Here is an 18,122-nt window from a genome sequence, read left to right as displayed (position 1 = left end):
TAAAAAATACTTGAATAGAGATAAGAAAAATCTAGCCAAAGCTAGACTTCTTTAAATAATCTTAATGCGTTTTTCGCAATGACTAATTCTTCGTTTGTTCTAATTACATAAACTGACACTTCACTATTTGGAGTACTAATTAATTTGTATTCTCCAAATTTTTCAAAATTAATTTTTGGATCAATTTCAAATTTTTTAAAAAAGAGTTTATTGCAAATAATTTGACGTAAATCAGGGTCATTTTCACCAACACCAGCAGTGAAAACTAATGCATCAATTTCTCCTCCAATTTTGTTAGCGTATGCAGCAACATAATCCACTATTTTTTGAGCATAAAGTTCTAATGCAAAAGTCGCTCTTTCATGTCCTTCATCAATTGCGTCCCGAATATCTCTCATATCGCTAGATAATCCCGAAACACCTAGAACACCACTTTTTTTGTTTAATAAATCAGTAAATTCATCAATATTCATATTTAATTCTTTCATTAAGAATTGGTGGATAGAAGGATCGATATCACCACTTCTTGTTCCCATCATTACACCAGCAAGCGGTGTAAGTCCCATTGAAGTATCAAATGATTTTGAATCTTTTACAGCACATAAACTAGCACCATTTCCTAAATGAAGATTGATAAATGTAACTTTATCTTTTCCTAAAATTTGAGCAAGTTTTTGTGTAATGAATTGATGGCTAATACCATGAGCTCCATAACGTTTAATGTTATATTTTTCAGTAATTTCATATGGCAATCCATAAGTTGAATTAACTTTATTGATTGTAGCATGAAATGCAGTGTCAAAATCTACAGTTAATTTTGCTTGTGGAAAAACTTTTTGGAACCCTCTAATTGCCATTAATGCACCAGGATTGTGTAAAGGAGCATAAATTGCACATTCTTCAATTTTTGAGATTACATCTTCATTGATAATTGTACTATCACTAAAATAGTTTCCACCTTGCACAACTCTAAATCCAATATATTCAATTTCTTTTTTATCTTCAATTAAACTAATTTCTTGCATTAATTTATAAATTTCTTCCACAGCAACTTCATGGGTAGGAAGAGGCAATGTTTTAGAATGTTTTTCGCCATTATATTTAATTGATAAAGCTCCTTCAGGTAAAGTTATTCTTTCAGCAATACCGCTTGCAATTAATGATAAATCTGATTTATTAAATAAACTGATCTTAATTGAACTACTACCAGCATTAATAACTAAAACTTTGTTTTTAGACATAAAAACTCCTTCTCTTGAATTTAATAATTTAATTTTATTATTTTTACCTAAATAATTGCTTTTTTGGAAAGATTTTCACAAAAAAACCAGCTTTTGCTGGCCTTTTTTATCTTATTGCTTTTTGTTTTTTGCTGGAGATTCCATGTTTAATGCTTTGTAATTTTTGTATCCAATAATTTTAACGATCATAGGGTTAACTACCTTTTCTGTAACTCCTTGAACGAAAATATAGAAAACAGGAGCTAATAAATCACCTAAAATCATTGCAGCAGTTGCACAAACAACGCTTGTTCATGATGTTGAAGAAAGAGTAATTAAATCAGATTGTCCTGTATTAGCGTCACCAAATCCTTTAAGAACTGCATGAGCACCTAATGATTCAGAATTTTGATGGAAGAAAAGAGTAGGTAATTGTTGAGCAAAACCTCTAGCTGGGTTAATTGCTGCTGTTCCACCTAATAATCCCATTCAAACTGACATAGAAATAATAAACATGATAAATAAATCACGGTATTTTGAATTAATGTTAGGTGAGAAGATTGGGAATAAAAGAACAGCTGTCATAACTAATTCAACAAAGAAAACTCATAATGTTCCTGATGTTAAAGATACGTTTTTAACTGGTTCAAAAGCTTTTTTTGCTGCTGAAAGGGCATCAATTGGTGCATTAGATATAGTTTTAACAGTTTCTCCACTCTTAAGTATAATCGTTGGAGCTGTTAGAGAACCAACACCATAAATGATTAGTCCTGCACAAATTGCACCTAAAACTTGAATAGAGATTTTGTAAATTGTGTAATATCCATTGTTAGTTCCATTAAGATATCTAAAAAATGAAACTGAAGGGTTTAAATCACAACTTCAACGTAAGAAAATAAATAAACAAAGTCCTACGATGATAAAACCTGCAAAAAATCCAACAATAATTGGGTGAATTAAATATTCTTCAATCACAAGCGGAGTTTGTCCTGCTTTTGATACATAAATACTAAGCCCTGCAAGGCCTAATGAAATAAAAATTGTTCCGATAAATTCTGAAATTCCATGTACGATTCATGTTCTTAAATCTTTAGGTTTTTCAGCATTTTCTCTTCTTTCTTTAGTTAATTTAAAAAATGAGAAAAAACCTTTTGTGAAAGTTCAAAAATCTTTTGCTGTTGTTTTACTATTATCCATTTTTAATTTTTCCGTTCTCCATAAGTCTTAATGCATTGTCAAAGTTACCTTGCTCTGCTGCATCTGCATTATCTAATGTTGTTTTAGCAATTTGTGTAAGAGCTAAATCTGTTAAGTAAGCTTGGTGTGATGTTACTAAAACATTGTCCATTTCAATTAATTCTTTTCAGTCTGGATCCATTGCTTTAAGTTCTTCAATTCTTGATGAAACATCTTCGTAGAATCTTCCTTCTTCTCTTTCTAAAACGTCAGTTGCAAGTCCACGAATTTTACCTGATTTAAGTCCTCTTAAAACTGCTTTTAAGTCCATAATTTCACCACGTGCTGTATTAACTAAAATAACACCTGGTTTCATAACTTCAATCGCAGCATCATCAATTAAGTATCTTGTTGATGATAATAAAGGACAGTGAATTGAAATGAAATCACTTTGTTTAAGTAATTCTGTTAATGAAACTCATTCAAAACCAAATTTATCTGCTGTTTCTGGAAAGTTTTCTTGAGCGAAAGCGTCAAAAACAATAACTCTTGCCCCTGTTGCTTTTGCAATTTTAATAAATGTTTGTCCAATTTTTCCAGAACCAATAACCCCAATTGTTGAGTTACCAACACAAAGTCCATCAAGTCCATTTAATGAGAAATTGTATTTTGACACTCTGTCATGTGCTTTAATTAAATTTCTGTTTAAGCATAATAAACCTGCCATAGCAAATTCACCAATACTTTCTGCTGAATAGTTAAAAATTCTAAAAACTTCAATTCCTAATTCATTAGCTTTAGCTACATCAATTTTGTTGTATCCCATTGATCTTTGGAATCAGAATTTAACTCCTAGTTTTTTAAGTACTTCTAAAATCACTTTATCACCATATGTGTTAACAAAACCACAAACAGCATCGTAACCTTTTGCTAATTTAGCTGTATTTAAGTTTAAATTTTCTTTGAAGAATGTAATTTCGTGTCTTCCGTTATTGAATTTTTCAAAGTATTTTACATCATAGTCTTTTGAATCGAAAAAAGCTATTTTCATAATAAAAGTTCTCCTAATTTAGTTGCTTATTATATGTTTTTACATTATTATATTATTTTTATTTTTTTTATAAATAATGATTTTGTATATTGAGAAAAAAAATGGAATTAATTACATTTTTAAATAAATTTAGTTTTTTACCGGTTTCTTTTTCGTTCTTTTTTTATCTATTTTATGGGGGTAAAAAGATGAATTTATTATTACTTTATTTAACTCACATTTACAAAGGTAATTATTCAAGCGTAATTGAATCATTAAGAAAGCAAAATCAAATTGATCAAAACAAATTAATTGAAATAAAGCAAATCTATCAACAAAAAGAAATTAAATATCTAACACCTTTAGATCCTTATTATCCATTTGCAAAAGAAAAAGATAGAGAATATCCAGCACTCATTTTTTATATTGGTAACATTGAACTTTTAAACAAACAATATAAAGTGGCAATGATTAATGAAATTGATAGTCCACTTACCAAATTCTTTGTTTCACGTGTAAGTAAAATTTTTTCAGATGATTTTGCATGAATAACAAGTGACATTAAAAAAGGCCAAAATTTACTAAAAGAAAAAATAACAAGCAAACATTCAAATACTATTTACATCTTAAGTTCTGGTCTTGATAAAATTGATCAAAGCAAAATAAATCTTGAAAATGAGCTTTATATTTCGGTTTGACCAATAAATACTCATCCTAAAAAATTTCATTATTTGATGAACTGTGATTTAATTGCATATTTAGCAGATTTTATTATTATGATTTCTTCTAACAAAAATAGTAAGTCACACGGTCTTGTTAACTACTTTTTGAATTACGGGAAAGAAGTTTATTGCTTTCCAGGCGTTAATATTGATGATGGAAATACGCAATTAATAAAAGATGGAGCTAGCTTAATTACCGACATAAAAGAAATAAAAAGCACTTAAATAAGTGCTTTTTATCATTTATTTTACTCTTTCTGGGTATACAGAAACAAACTTTCTGTTTCTTTTGCATTCGTATTTTACGTAACCAGTAATTTTTGAATATAATGTATCGTCTCCACCACGTCCAACATTTTCACCTGGGAAGATTTTTGTTCCTCTTTGACGATAAATGATTGAACCTGCTGTACAGTATTGTCCGTCACCTAATTTAGCACCTAAACGTTTTGAATGTGAATCACGACCGTTACGGGTAGATCCACCAGCTTTGGTTTTTGCCATTTTCTATTAGCCTTGAATTCCTGTAATTTTTACACGTGTGTATGGTTGACGGTGTCCAAGTTTTCTCTTGTGAGTAGACTTAGCGTTGTGACGATAAACAACGATTTTTTTTGCTTTTCCTTGTTTTTCAATAATTCCTGTTACTAATGCATTTTCTAAGTAAGGTTGTCCAATTTTTTGGTCAACTAATAAAACTTTATCAAATTTTACTTCTTGACCTTCTTCGCCTTCGATTTTTTCAACGAAGATTGTTTGACCTTCTTTAACTAAAAGTTGTTTCCCACCTGTTTCGATAATTGCTAACATGCAATACCTCCATTAAGTGGCTCGTCCTTAAGGTGATCTTTATGATGCTTTTTGAACCTTTTTGGTACGGTTACTAAGAAAGTAACACATCTATTATAATTCTTTTTAATAAAAAAGAAAACGAAAAAATAGAATTCTAAAAAAGATGTTTGCAAGCTAAATTAATCAAAAGTAGTAAAAGTATCTGTTGGACTTTTTGATGCTCCATCTTTGCCTAGCTGTCATTTGTAATGGACAAATTTATCCTTAATTTCTCCATGCGAGGCAAGCGAAGTTTTAATAAGACCAACAAGTGGAGCAATAGCACTAATTAATGCTACTAAATTCGCTGTAAAAGTAGTGATTGCAAAGCCAACGCTAAGATCTTTGTAGTTTTCTTTTTTGACTTTTTCTAATTCTTGTAGTTTCATTTTTTCTTCCTCCATTAAATAAATAAAAAAAAGAGCTCCTGTGAACTAAAAAAGAACTCTTTTTTTGATTATTCAACATAGTCAATATTGAATTTTCCGTAAATTTTATCAATTTTGGTTTGTGAAATTCAAATATTAGGGTCAATTAATTTAAGATCATCAACAAGGTTTTTTGCTTCCATTAATAAAATAGAAGTTTCAATACCAAAGCCATATTTGCCTGTGTAACCTGATTTATAACGAATAATTCTATAACTATGTCAGTAGTTGATAAGTTTGAAGTAAGCAATAATTTTTTCAGGTTCAGATGAAATTATTGTTAAGTTAATTTTTTTGTATTTTGGATAAAGTTTATTAACAACTAAATTTGAAATTACGATGTAACTAAATGTTGATAACTCTCTTGTTCCTATAATTATTGATCTTGGATTAGGTTTTACAATAGCATAGATCACAAGGAAAATAATTGCTGTAAAAATAGCTACAACACTAAGTATATTCCCAATGCTTTTCTTGGTTTTATAAGAAAAGTAGTAAGCAATAATATCTGTTCCACCAGTTGAACCACCAGCTTTTCAAGAAAGAGCTACACCAATTCCGATGAAAATAGCACCTAAAGCACCATAAATTAAAATTGGTCAGGTTTTACCAGTATCATATCAATAAGATAATTTTTCTAAATGTGTTAAATGATAGATTACATTTCCATTTGCATCAACATAATTATTTAATAATTCATTTTTGATTCATTCAAAGCTTTGATCATTTCAATTATTAAGATCTTTTCATTCATTTAAAAGACTTTCCATCCCTGAAGTTGTAAGGTGGTTAATTGCTTCGTCACCATATAAATATTGTCTTACAACAGCAATGTTCATTGGAACAAATTCGATTTTGTTAGTGATAAATTCTCTAACAAAATCAATATTAACTAACAGAAGGTTAATTAAAATTTGGAAAATCATAAAAAGAAGTGTGATTAAGAAAAAAGATTTTTTTAATTTTCATCCAAAACAAAGAAAGAGTGGAATATTACATGCAAGATAAATAAGCGCAAAATAAGGTTTAAGTTTTGGAAAAATTTGTTGCAAAAGTGTTGGTACCCCTGTAATTCCAGATGGGATTGTGTCTGCTTTACTTAAAAAAGCTTGAACTCCAAAGTTAAAAATTACAGCAGATAAAAAAACAATTAGAATGTTTTTTCAATACTTGGTTAAAAACATTTTAAATGTTAGTGGTTTTTTCATGTTGTTAGCTAAATATTTCCCCATCTTATATTTAAGTCATTCTGTGTTGACTTCAATATCTTTTTGAGAAATTTCAGGAACTGTTTTATTTGAAGCATAATTTTGGGCTATTTCAATTTTATCAGTTGGAAAAATTTTTTTGTATTTGGCATACTGTCAAAATTTGTATTTATCGAGAACAGTTTTTGATGCAAAACATGTCTTATTGCATTTTTCGTGTTCATTTTTTTTATTTTCATTCGAAATATTTTTCATAAAAATAATTTTATATTATTTTTAAATGAGTAAAAAATACTTTTAAGAAATCTTTATTCTATTTTTGTTTGAATTTCATAAAAAAAGCGGCCTAGGCCACTTCACCTGAGTTTCCAAGTTGGAAGCTCTTTTTTATACCTTTTACCTTATTACTTATATACATTGTATATAAGTACCATTTTCAATTATTTTAACTTTTTACAATGATTACAATGATAATAATGTATAATATAAATATGAGCAACTACATTTTGTATAAAAGAAAAAACCCAAAAGGGATTTACATTGCATTAGGAATATCAAAAGGATACGGTAAAGGGATTGGGAATTTAGTTGGATTAGGTTATTGAGAAGAAATTAAAGAAAAATATTCTCTACAAAACATCGATGATTTAAAACCAATTGCTAGATTGGTTCCTGTTGGAGAAGATAAAATTGAAGTTAAAACCAAATTTTTCCAATTGCTTAACCCAACATCTGTCGAAACAAATGTGAAAAACGTTGGTATTGAACTTATTTATAAAGTAATTAAAGAACTAGATTTATTTAAAGGATTACCTAAAACTAAACACAAATCTTTAGAAGAAGTATTGGAATTTATTGTTGCAACAAGAATAATTCAACCAAGAAGTTATATTTGTCAATACAAAAACAAAAATGATTTTTTACATGAGATAGATGTAAAAAAATCTTCAATTTATAACTATTTTGATACTTTTTTAGAATATAAAAATACAATTTTAGTCAATATTTATAACAAAATGCAAGAATTGACAACTAGAAACACAAAATTAATGCATTTTGATAATACAACTGTTTATTTTCAAAGTTTTTCAAGAGATGGTTTGAGACAAAGAGGTTTTTCTAAAGACGGAAAGCATGATGAAGATCAAATTGTTGTGGCTATGGCAGTTGATAATAATGGTATTCCTTTTCACTATAAAGTCTTCGAAGGAAATACTGGAGATTCTAAAACTCTTGTGAAATTTTTAATTGAAATGCAAAGAATTTACAAAACAAAAGACACAGTAATAGTTGCTGATAAAGGTATTAGTCAAAATGCAAATTTAAGATATTTAGAACAAAAAGGATATAAATATATAGTTCAGAAACGTATTGATATTCTTGGAAAAGAAGATAAAGCATTTATAGTAAATGATCAAGGGTTTGTTCAGGAAAATGATTATTTTACTAAATCTAGACTCGTCCAATCTGTTTGAGCTAAAAATAAAAATAAAAAAAGATATAGCGATACCTTTAGAAAACAATTTGTCTATTTTAGCCCTTCAAAACAAACTTTAGACAAAATAAAAAGACAAAATCTTATTAATAAATTGGAGAAAAAATCTATTAACGGTGAATTTCCATTAAGTGCTTTGGTTCCTGAATATAAGAAAAAGTATATGGATGTAGATGGTAAAACAGTTGGAAGATTAAATATCGAAAAAATTAAAAAAGTCGCTAATGAAGATGGTTTTTATATGATTGAAACCAACATAACAAATATAGATTCAAAAGAAGCGAATGAAATATATAAGGGACAATGAAAAGTGGAAGAAGGTTTTAGAACTTTAAAATCAGCAATCGAAGTTAGACCGATGTACGTCTATAAAGATGAACATATTCAATCTCATGTGTTTTTATGCTTTTTGTCTCTAATTGTTTTGAAATATTGCATTTATAAATTAAAGAAATTTTATAAAGATAATGGAGAGATCCAAAAACTCACAATGAATATGTTTATAGATGCATTGAAACTTATAACAATCACAACAAAGACTGTGAATGGTAAAGTTGTAAGTGAAATCAAGAATAATTTAGACCCAGAACATAAGGAATTAAACAAAATATATAGTGATTTTCAATATGTAGTGGATGGTCTATCATTGTAATTTAAAAGTACAAAAAACGAATACGCCTTATTTGTAGGTGTATTCGTTTTTTTCTTCATTACAACTTGGAAACGCAGGATTCTATTTTTGTTTGAATTTCATAAAAAAAGCGGCCTAGGCCACTTCATTATTCATTTCTTGATCATTTTGGTCTTTTTTCTTATTTGCTTTGTATTTTTTATAAGCATTCACAATTAAAGAAACAATAGTTGCTATTAAGATCGATAAAATACCCACAAAAATACTAAAATCAGCAAAGTTAAATGTTCCAACAGTTTTACCTAATCAGTTTTCGTAAAAAGGTACATAGAACAGATCTTTCACAAAGTTATTAAACATAAAACGATCGAGAGCGTTTCCAAAATCACCTGCTGCTAACATTCCAAGCGCAATTGCTATTGCATATCAATTTTGATGCTCGTATGTGAAAAGCGGGAAAAGTAAAATTAAAACAAGTAAAGCAATGCTTAAAAATTGAATAAAAGCAAGGTTTGAATTTTCGAAAATTGTCACTCCATGGTGTCATACACTACGAATTCCTAAAAGTCCACTTCCATGGTCTTCGCCACCGTATTTTTTAGCTATTGGGTAAATACTTTCTGCTTGTGGTTCATTCGATTGATTTGGAGAGATAATTTCATGATTGAATAAGTAAGTTTTGGTAAGTTGATCAATCAGTAATAAAATTGCAAAAACCGAAAGTAAAATTAAATAGAAAAATAAAATTCTTTTGTAATTTGCTTTTAAACTTTTCAGTCACTTAAATAAAACTGTTTTCTTTGTGCTTCAAAATGAATTATTCATTATCTAACTCCGCAATAACTTGGTAACAAGTTGAGCAAAGATTATCTTTGATTTGTTCTTCTTTAAAATGATTTCAGCAACGTTCACATTTAATTGATTCAAATTTCGAAATACCATAATCATCACCAAGCTCAATTTGACCTACCATTAATAAAGTTCTTAAATCCAAGTTTTCAGGTAAGTCTAAAATTCTAGGTAAGATAATACTTGCTTCATTAGAACGTTTAATTGTTCCTTTTTTAATTTCATTTTCGATCAAAATGTTCACTTGGTCACGAGCTGCAAAAAATGAATTAAACTTGTCGATAAAATCTAGATCAACTTCTTTTTGAGATGCAAATTTATCAAGCATAACAGATTCTTTTTTATTGTCTTTATTAAAGAATTTGTAAGCTTCTTCAGCTGTAGTAGGAATAATAGGAGCTAAAGCAACAATTAAAAATTCTGCAATTTCATAAAAGTTTGCTAAAACCATTAATCTTTCTGGATCATTTTTTGGACGAATATATAAAATGTCTTTTGTTACTGATAAGTAAAAACTTGATAATTCAACAACAAAGTTATTAATTAACTTAACTACATTAATAAATTTATATTCATCATATGCTTTAATTACATTATTAATAAGTTGATATAAAACGTTTTGAATATATTTGTGAATTCCATTTCTTTGAACAGAATCAGCTTGATTATAACCATCTAAGTTACCTAAAATGAATCTTAATGTATTTCTAAGTTTACGGTAAAGTTCAGTGTTTTGGTCAAGAATTTCATCCGAAATACTTACGTCATTAGTATATTCGCTATTAGCTACTCATAAACGTAAAATGTCTGCTCCTCTTTTAGAAATTACTTCTTGTGGAAGAATTGTGTTTCCTTTTGATTTTGACATTTTTTCACCTTTTCCATCAAGAGTAAATCCATGTGAAATAAGGTTTTTATATGGTGTTACACCTTTGTAAGCAACCGAATTAATAATTGATGAGTTAAATCATCCACGATATTGATCAACACCTTCTAAATATAAATCATATGGAGACTCAACATCATTAGCTATATCAACAGCAATTGATGAAACACCAGAGTCAAATCAAACATCCATAATGTCCATTTCTCTTGTGTATCCTAAATTACGGTACTTCTCTGGTAACAATTCATCTGTTTCTTTTTCTCATCAAATATCTGCACCGTGTTCTTTAACTAAAGAAATTACGTGGTCAAAAATATCAGCTGCAATTACAGGTTCTTTTTGCTCGTTGTAGAAAATAATGATTGGAACACCTCATGTTCTTTGTCTAGAAATTGTTCAATCGTGTCTATTTTCAATCATTTGGAATAAACGGCTTTTTGCTCACTCTGGATAAGTAGAAACACTAGTTTCAATTTGATCAAGAATTTGTTTACGAATTTTATCAATTGAAACAAATCATTGTGGTGTACCTCTAAAAATAATTGGTTTATGTGTTCTTCAGTCATGAGGGTATGAGTGCTTAAATCTTTCAAAGTATAATAATTCGTTACCTAAAAACTCTGAAATTAATTTATTAGCATCATCATAGAAAATACCATCAAATTTTGTATTTGAATTTTCAATAATTCCTGTGTCGCTAACATGCATAATCATATTAAGTTTATGTTTAAGCCCGATTTGGAAATCGTCTTCACCAAATAATGGAGCAATATGAACTAAACCTGTTCCACTATCTGCTGTAACGTGGTGCCCAATCACAACAGGAGCTTCTTGTTTTAAAATTGGAGTTGTATAAGTAATTTTTGAAATATCTTTTCCAGTAAATTTGTCAACTATTTGAAAGTTTTCTCATTTCAATTTAGCAGCTACATTATCAACTAAAGCTTCAGCAACAATGTATCTTTGATTGTTGTGTTTCACAACTAAATAAACTAAATTTTCTCCTAAAGCTACCCCTGCATTAGCGATTAAAGTTCATGGTGTAGTAGTTCAAATAATTAATTTATCATCTTTTAGGATACTTGCAAAATCAGAATCAATAACATTGAAAGCAACATAAATTGAAGGGCTGACAACATCTTGATATTCGACTTCCGCTTCAGCTAGCGCACTTTGACTACTTGGCGATCAATAAACAGGTTTAAGACCTTTATAAACAAGACCATCAAGAACCATTTTTTTGAAAACTTCTAATTGTTTAGCTACATAGTTTTTGTCTAAAGTAATATAAATTTTTTCTAAATCACTAAGAAGTTGTAAAGTTGCAAACTCTTTTTTCTGATTTTCTACTTGTTTTAAAGCATATTTAGCAGCTTTTTTACGTAAAATCAAAGGAGTGAGTTCATCTTTATTGAGTTTTGATTCTAAAAGCATTTTGTGCTCGATTGGTAATCCGTGTGTATCTCACCCAGGTACAAAAGGTGAATAGAATCCTTGTAATGATTTATAACGAACAATAATATCTTTTAAAATCTTGTTCATAGCATGTCCAACATGTATACTTCCATTTGCGTATGGTGGCCCATCATGTAAGATAAAATGAGGATTATTTTTGTTTTGTTCTAAAACTTTTTTGTAGATTTGGTTGTCTAATCATTCTTTACGATATAAAGGTTCTTTTTGAGTTAAATTGGCTCTCATTTCAAAGCCTGTAACAGGCATATTTAGAGTTTTTTTATAGTCCATAAATTTCTCCATTAAATTAATTTGGTGTATTAATAATAATTACTTGTGCTCCTTCAGCACGTGGATGACAATGTCCAAAGTGGCAATATGGTTCACTTCGATATTCGACAGGTTTTAAACCATTTAAAATGGTATATTTACTTGCTCTTGCAATCTGACTATTTTTGAGCTTTCAAATATAAGTAAATTTAGCAGTAGTTGAACCACCAGGTGAATATTCAATTTGTGATAATTTTCCAATAACAGTTACTTTTGAATTGTTAAATTCAACAGTTTGTTCAAATTCTTCTCAATCTATTTTGCCTTGGTCATATAAATTTTCAATAGTATATGTGGCTAAATTTTCATTGCTATCTAACTTAATTCGAGGTTTAAAAGATGAAGCTGAAAATCGTTCTCTTAATAGTTTTAAAAACTCCTCATTCGTTAAATTTTGATTGCTTTGATAATTACAAGCACTTGATCAAAAAATCGTAGGTAAGGACAAAAAAGAAAGAAAAAATAATAATTTCTTTTTAAACATTTTTATATTATAGCAAAAAAATACTCTATTTTATTAACAAGGAAAAGCTAACAAAATAGAGTATTTTTTTATGGTGGCCCCGGCAGGAATCGAACCAGCGACACACAGAGCTTCAATCTGTTGCTCTACCAACTGAGCTACAGGGCCATAAATGGCGGTCCAGACGGGGATCGAACCCGCGATCTCCTCCGTGACAGGGAGGCGTATTAAACCACTTTACCACTGAACCGTTTGGTTGCGGAGGCAGGACTTGAACCTACGACCTTCGGGTTATGAGCCCGACGAGCTGCCGACTGCTCCACTCCGCGATGTGATCTATTATGTTCAAGTTCCTGTTAAATTTTGTAATGGCGGGTGATGAGGGATTTGAACCCCCGCGGGCCGTGAAGCCCCTGCTAGTTTTCAAGACTAGTCCCTTCAGCCTCTTGGGTAATCACCCATGGTGGACCCAACAGGATTCGAACCTGTAACCGACCGGTTATGAGCCGGTTGCTCTAACCGTTGAGCTATAGGTCCTCACTTCAAAATAATAGATATAATTCTTAAAATATTGTTATGTTGGTAGCACCGAAGAGAGTCGAACTCTTGACCTTCCGGGTATGAACCGGATGCTCTAACCAACTGAGCTACAGTGCCATAATGGTGGAGAGTATGGGATTCGAACCCACCACCTCCTGCGTGCAAGGCAGGCGCTCTAGCCAAATGAGCTAACCCCCCATTAAATGGTGAAGAAGACAGGATTTGAACCTGCGACCACTACAGCCCAAATGTAGTGCTCTACCAAGCTGAGCTACTTCTCCACAAGCCTATTTTCTAGGCTATACTATTATACACTATTTTAAAAATTCACGAACATAAATCTTAGTAATCTAAGATTACTTGCTTCGTGTTAATATTATAACACGAAAAAGAAATATTCAAGAATTTTTTCAATTTTTTAATATGTTTTTTTAGGATACAAAAACGACATTCCTTGTGGAATTTTTGTAAAGTATAAATTCTATTTTTTAATTATGTTTACTAAACTGCTTATTGATCAAAAAATAATTTCTAGAACTAAAAGAAAAGTACTAAAAAATGTGTCACTTAAATCTAGTAAGAAACCTAAAAGAGCAAATAGTATTGATAAAAATATTGAAAAAAAAGAAAATAATATGTAATATTTTACATTTTCTTTGTAAAAAGAGAATTAGACTCTAAAAAGAATTTTTCTTTTTCCCAAAAAAAGAAGTTAAAAATCGTTTTAATTGCTTTTTATTTTTCAAATAAAATAATTTTATAACAAACAAAATAGCTATGTTAGAAAACGAAATAAGACAAATTAATAAAAGAAAAATGTTGATTAAATTGACTGCTTTTTGTATGAAAACAAAATAAATTCCAGAAAAACAGCAAAGAAAAGTGAATAATAGAATAGATAAATCTATAAAAAATAATTTTCTAAAGAGTTTCATTATTGCTTCCTTTCACTTGTTTTTTTATGCTCTTTTTTAGATAAAATTCTAGAATTAATATAAAAAGAGAATTAAGAATTGAAGAAATACAAATAGAAAATGGGAAATGTAATAATATTTTTTCATTATATTTTTGAATTAAATTATTAGTAACATGATTAGATACATTGTTCTGCATATTATCATATGATTTCTTTATAACAAAAAAATAAAACTAAACCTATTAAGAAAAATAATAATAAACAGATAAGTCATGATACTATTCTGAAATAGTTACCTTGATGTTGTTATTTTGTCAATTTATCACTTTCCAAAAATAAAGATCTAAATGTAATCCTTTTGTTTTCTCTTATTAGAGAATAAATTTCTATATTTAGAAAATAAACAAAAAGAATAGAAAACGATAATAAACTTGTTAAGTAAATTGAGTTAATAATAAATTGTTTATTAATAAGGCTTCATATAAGATAAAGACAAAAAATTAATTGAAATCAAAAAAATAAAAATTACTTTATTAGGAATTTTTTTACACATTTTATGCGTCTCGTTTGTATGAGAAAAAACCAATTCTATAGGGTCATGGTTATTTTCCATGTATTGTTTTAGGACTCATTTATGTTTTCCTTATTTTTTGATAATTAGTTCCTTTCTAATATTATGGAAACAATAACTTACCTATACTATAATTATAGTCTTTATAAAAAAAGCCCATTTGGGCATTGCTTTTTCAAAACTGAATAGTAAATAATAATTCATTAAAATGTCTTGAATAAACATCTTAACTTTTAAACCTATCAATTTATTAGTAATGGTCAGCTGAATGTATTACTACACTTACACTTCCATCCTATCAACCTCGTCGTCTACAAGGAATTTCAAGGGAATACTTATCTCTGAGGAGGCTTCCCACTTAGATGCTTTCAGCGGTTATCCTTTCCGTACTTAGCTACCCAGCTATGCTCCTGGCGGAACAACTGGAACACCAGCGGTACGTCCACTCCGGTCCTCTCGTACTAAGAGCAGCTCTCATCAATATTCCAACGCCCACATCAGATAGGGACCGAACTGTCTCACGACGTTCTGAACCCAGCTCGCGTACCGCTTTAATTGGCGAACAGCCAAACCCTTGGAACCGACTCCAGCTCCAGGATGCGATGAGCCGACATCGAGGTGCCAAACCTTGCCGTCGATGTGATCTCTTGGGCAAGATAAGCCTGTTATCCCCAGGGTAACTTTTATCCGTTGAGCGACTGCCGTTCCATGACGTACAGCCGGATCACTAAGTCCTGCTTTCGCACCTGCTCGACTTGTAGGTCTCGCAGTCAAGCACACTTCTACCTTTGCGCTCTACATACGGTTTCTGACCGTATTGAGTGTACCTTATGAACGCCTCCGTTACCTTTTAGGAGGCGACCGCCCCAGTCAAACTACCCACCACGCACTGTCCCCCCACCGGATAACGGCGGCAGGTTAGAAACTCAACATACCAAGGGTGGTATTTCAAGGACGACTCCATTAAGGCTAGCGCCTTAACTTCAAAGTCTCCCACCTATCCTACACATGTTAGGCCAAGTTCCAATACGAAGTTGTAGTAAAGCTCCATGGGGTCTTTTCGTCTTGATGCGGGTACCCAGCGTTTTCACTGGGACCATAATTTCACCGAGTCCATCGTTGAGACAGTTGAGAGATCATTGCGCCTTTCGTGCAGGTCAGTATTTAGCCGACAAGGAATTTCGCTACCTTAGGACCGTTATAGTTACGGCCGCCGTTCACCCGGGCTTCACTTCAACGCTTCGCATAAAGCTAACGCATCCGCTTAACCTTCGGGCACTGGGCAGGCTTCACCCCCTATACATCACCTTGCGGTTTAGCAGAGAGCTGTGTTTTTGATAAACAGTTGCCCCTCACAATTTACTGTGGCCAACTAGAAGTTGGCTCCCCTTCTCGCGAACTTACGGGGTCATTTTGCAGAGTTCCTTAACGATGGTTTTCTCGCGCGCCTTAGAATACTCATCTTGGGGACGTGTGTCCGTTCTCGGTACAGGTACCAGTTACTTTAACGTTTAGAAGCTTTTCTTGGAAGCATGAAATCACATAATTCGGAACCGAAGTTCCTATGCATCGTAGATTCCGGTTATAGAGTACGCATTTAACTATACTCACCAGTCGCTACTTACCCCCAAATCCATTAATGGGTAATGCTATCCTTCTCCGTCACTCCATCACTAGTAATAGGTAGTACAGGAATATTAACCTGTTGTCCATCGGATACGCTTTTCAGCCTCTCCTTAGGTCCTGACTAACCCTGGGTGGACGAACCTTGCCCAGGAAACCTTCCCCAATAGGCGTTGTGGATTCTCACCACAAATCGTTACTCATACCGGCATTCTCACTTCTAAGCGCTCCACCAGTCCTCACGGTCTAGCTTCGCCGCACTTAGAACGCTCCTCTAACGTGTTTTCACACCCGTAGCTTCGGTATCATGTTTTACTCCCGTTACATTATTGGCGCATGATCTCTTGACTAGTGAGCTATTACGCACTCTTTAAAGGGTGGCTGCTTCTAAGCCAACCTCCTAGTTGTTTATGAAATCACACAACCTTTCTGACTTAACATGATTTTGGGACCTTAGCTGACGATCTGGGTTGTTGCCCTCGCGAGCCGGGACGTTAGCACCCCGGTTCCGACTGCCTGATAATACACAATGGTATTCGGAGTTTGATTATAGTCAGTACCGCTAGGCGCGGCCATTCCATATTCAGTGCTCTACCACCAAAGTTTAACATCAGACGCTAGCCCTAAAGCTATTTCGAGGAGAACCAGCTATCTCCAAGTTCGATTGGAATTTCTCCACTATCCACAAGTCATCCGGGCACTTTTCAGCGTACTACGGTTCGGCCCTCCACTTGGGGTTAACCAAGCTTCAGCCTGCTCATGGATAGATCACATGGTTTCGGGTATATATCAACATACTAAACGCCCTATTAAGACTCGATTTCTCTACGGCTCCGTTTTTCTCCACTTAACCTCGCATGTTAACATAACTCGCCGGTCCATACTGCAAGATGTACGCCATCACTCATTAACGAGCTCTGACTAATTGTAAGTAAGCGGTTTCAGATTCTATTTCACTCCCCTCCCGGGGTTCTTTTCACCTTTCCCTCACGGTACTAGTTCGCTATCGGTGTCTGGTTAGTATTTAGCCTTACCGGATGGTCCCGGCAGATTCAGACAGGGTTTCACGTGCCCCGCCCTACTCAGGATACTATCAGAAGTCTTTGCCATTTCGCGTACGGGAGTTTCACCCTCTATGCTTTAGTTTCCCAACTAATTCTGCTATAACAAAGATTTGTAACTTCGTGTAGATAGTCCTACAACCCCGACTTATGTCGGTTTGGGCTCTTCCACGTTCGCTCGCCGCTACTAATGGAATCATTATTTATTTTCTCTTCCTGTTGCTACTAAGATGTTTCAGTTCACAACGTGTCTCGCAAATGTAACTATTTTATTCATTACATAGCAACTAGAAATTACTCTAGTTAGGTTTCCCCATTCGGAAATCCCCGCTTCGTAGCTTATATCCAGCTCCACGAGGCTTATCGCAGGTAATCACGTCCTTCATCGACTTCCAGACCCAAGGCATCCACCACAAACTCTTACTTATTTAAAAGTTGTAACAATATATGACCTATTGTTGATGTATATTCAAAGACATTTCAATAAATTATTATATTTAATAATAATTACTCGGTATCAATCAAAACAAATTAACCAATTTAATTTATTTATTTTATTTGATGTCGTTGTAATATCTTTACTATTCAGTTTTCAAAGAACAATTAGAGAGAAAGTTCTCTCAAAACTAGATATATCTATGGACTATTAACATAGTACATGTGTCATTGTAACAAATAATTTTAATA

12 protein-coding genes, 8 tRNA genes and 1 rRNA gene are annotated in these 18,122 nt (G+C 31.9%); 2 read left to right on the top strand and 19 right to left on the bottom strand.

The features are described from left to right. Positions 1 to 41: 41 nt before the first annotated feature. The 3 genes from EXC46_RS00605 to EXC46_RS00595 all read right to left on the bottom strand — a co-directional run bounded on the left by EXC46_RS00605 (position 42) and on the right by EXC46_RS00595 (position 3,447). Positions 42 to 1,241, bottom strand: coding sequence for an acetate/propionate family kinase (locus EXC46_RS00605; protein WP_027333619.1), 1,200 nt, complete (start codon positions 1,239 to 1,241; stop codon positions 42 to 44). 111 nt (positions 1,242 to 1,352) lie between these two features. After that, positions 1,353 to 2,417, bottom strand: a complete 1,065-nt coding sequence (locus tag EXC46_RS00600) for an aquaporin (RefSeq protein WP_027333618.1) — start codon at positions 2,415 to 2,417, stop codon at positions 1,353 to 1,355. Beyond that, positions 2,410 to 3,447 (bottom strand): 2-hydroxyacid dehydrogenase, encoded by a 1,038-nt coding sequence (locus EXC46_RS00595; protein WP_027333617.1) that lies wholly within the window; start codon positions 3,445 to 3,447, stop codon positions 2,410 to 2,412. Before EXC46_RS00595 ends, EXC46_RS00600 begins: the two co-directional genes overlap by 8 nt. 188 nt (positions 3,448 to 3,635) lie before the next feature. On the opposite strand from EXC46_RS00595, the gene EXC46_RS00590 reads away from it, so the two are divergent. Beyond that, entirely contained in the window at positions 3,636 to 4,373 is a 738-nt protein-coding gene (locus EXC46_RS00590; RefSeq protein ID WP_044888894.1) for a DNA-processing protein DprA, read from the top strand. A gap of 18 nt (positions 4,374 to 4,391) precedes the next feature. Here EXC46_RS00590 and rpmA read toward each other — a convergent pair whose 3' ends face one another. From rpmA to EXC46_RS03715, 4 genes are all read right to left on the bottom strand, one after another. After that, positions 4,392 to 4,652 carry a 50S ribosomal protein L27 gene (gene rpmA / locus EXC46_RS00585; protein WP_027333615.1) on the bottom strand — a complete coding sequence of 87 codons (261 nt, stop codon included), beginning with the start codon at positions 4,650 to 4,652 and terminating at the stop codon, positions 4,392 to 4,394. A 6-nt stretch (positions 4,653 to 4,658) separates the two neighbouring features. Further along, positions 4,659 to 4,958 carry a 50S ribosomal protein L21 gene (rplU, locus tag EXC46_RS00580; protein WP_027333614.1) on the bottom strand — a complete coding sequence of 100 codons (300 nt, stop codon included), beginning with the start codon at positions 4,956 to 4,958 and terminating at the stop codon, positions 4,659 to 4,661. Positions 4,959 to 5,119: 161 nt separating this feature from the next. Continuing rightward, positions 5,120 to 5,368, bottom strand: coding sequence for a hypothetical protein (locus EXC46_RS00575; RefSeq protein ID WP_027333613.1), 249 nt, complete (start codon positions 5,366 to 5,368; stop codon positions 5,120 to 5,122). 68 nt (positions 5,369 to 5,436) lie between these two features. After that, a complete protein-coding gene (locus EXC46_RS03715) occupies positions 5,437 to 6,870 on the bottom strand; it encodes a YitT family protein (RefSeq protein ID WP_052353013.1) in 1,434 nt (477 codons plus the stop codon). Positions 6,871 to 7,073: 203 nt separating this feature from the next. Here EXC46_RS03715 and EXC46_RS00565 point away from each other — a divergent pair, with 203 nt between their 5' ends. After that, the gene (locus EXC46_RS00565; RefSeq protein WP_129622107.1) at positions 7,074 to 8,762 is read left to right on the top strand and encodes an IS1634 family transposase; all 1,689 of its coding nucleotides are present in this window, start codon (positions 7,074 to 7,076) and stop codon (positions 8,760 to 8,762) included. A 114-nt stretch (positions 8,763 to 8,876) separates the two neighbouring features. Here EXC46_RS00565 and EXC46_RS00560 read toward each other — a convergent pair whose 3' ends face one another. The 12 genes from EXC46_RS00560 to EXC46_RS00505 form a co-directional block, all read right to left on the bottom strand. After that, positions 8,877 to 9,566: a signal peptidase II gene (locus EXC46_RS00560; protein WP_044888968.1), complete on the bottom strand. Its 690-nt coding sequence runs from the start codon at positions 9,564 to 9,566 to the stop codon at positions 8,877 to 8,879. Further along, a complete protein-coding gene (ileS, locus tag EXC46_RS00555) occupies positions 9,559 to 12,222 on the bottom strand; it encodes an isoleucine--tRNA ligase (protein WP_027333911.1) in 2,664 nt (887 codons plus the stop codon). Before ileS ends, EXC46_RS00560 begins: the two co-directional genes overlap by 8 nt. 16 nt (positions 12,223 to 12,238) lie before the next feature. After that, positions 12,239 to 12,745: a hypothetical protein gene (locus EXC46_RS00550; RefSeq protein WP_027333912.1), complete on the bottom strand. Its 507-nt coding sequence runs from the start codon at positions 12,743 to 12,745 to the stop codon at positions 12,239 to 12,241. Positions 12,746 to 12,816: 71 nt separating this feature from the next. Next, positions 12,817 to 12,892, bottom strand: a tRNA-Phe gene (locus EXC46_RS00545). Positions 12,893 to 12,897: 5 nt separating this feature from the next. Next, positions 12,898 to 12,974, bottom strand: a tRNA-Asp gene (locus tag EXC46_RS00540). A gap of 3 nt (positions 12,975 to 12,977) precedes the next feature. Further along, a tRNA-Met gene (locus EXC46_RS00535) sits at positions 12,978 to 13,053 on the bottom strand. 40 nt (positions 13,054 to 13,093) lie between these two features. After that, positions 13,094 to 13,184 (bottom strand) — tRNA-Ser (locus EXC46_RS00530). A gap of 1 nt (position 13,185) precedes the next feature. Continuing rightward, a tRNA-Ile gene (locus tag EXC46_RS00525) sits at positions 13,186 to 13,261 on the bottom strand. Positions 13,262 to 13,304: 43 nt separating this feature from the next. Next, positions 13,305 to 13,381, bottom strand: a tRNA-Met gene (locus EXC46_RS00520). Between the two features lie 4 nt (positions 13,382 to 13,385). Next, positions 13,386 to 13,462: transfer RNA gene (locus tag EXC46_RS00515), tRNA-Ala, on the bottom strand. Positions 13,463 to 13,468: 6 nt separating this feature from the next. Beyond that, positions 13,469 to 13,545 (bottom strand) — tRNA-Pro (locus EXC46_RS00510). Positions 13,546 to 14,980: 1,435 nt separating this feature from the next. Then, positions 14,981 to 17,869, bottom strand: a 23S ribosomal RNA gene (locus EXC46_RS00505). Positions 17,870 to 18,122: the final 253 nt, after the last annotated feature.

Origin of the sequence: Mycoplasmopsis glycophila, from assembly GCF_900660605.1 — a bacterium.
GTDB lineage: Bacteria > Bacillota_I > Bacilli_A > Mycoplasmatales > Metamycoplasmataceae > Mycoplasmopsis > Mycoplasmopsis glycophila.
Note: the sequence above shows the minus strand (reverse complement) of the source record. Positions and strands in the feature narration are given on the sequence as shown.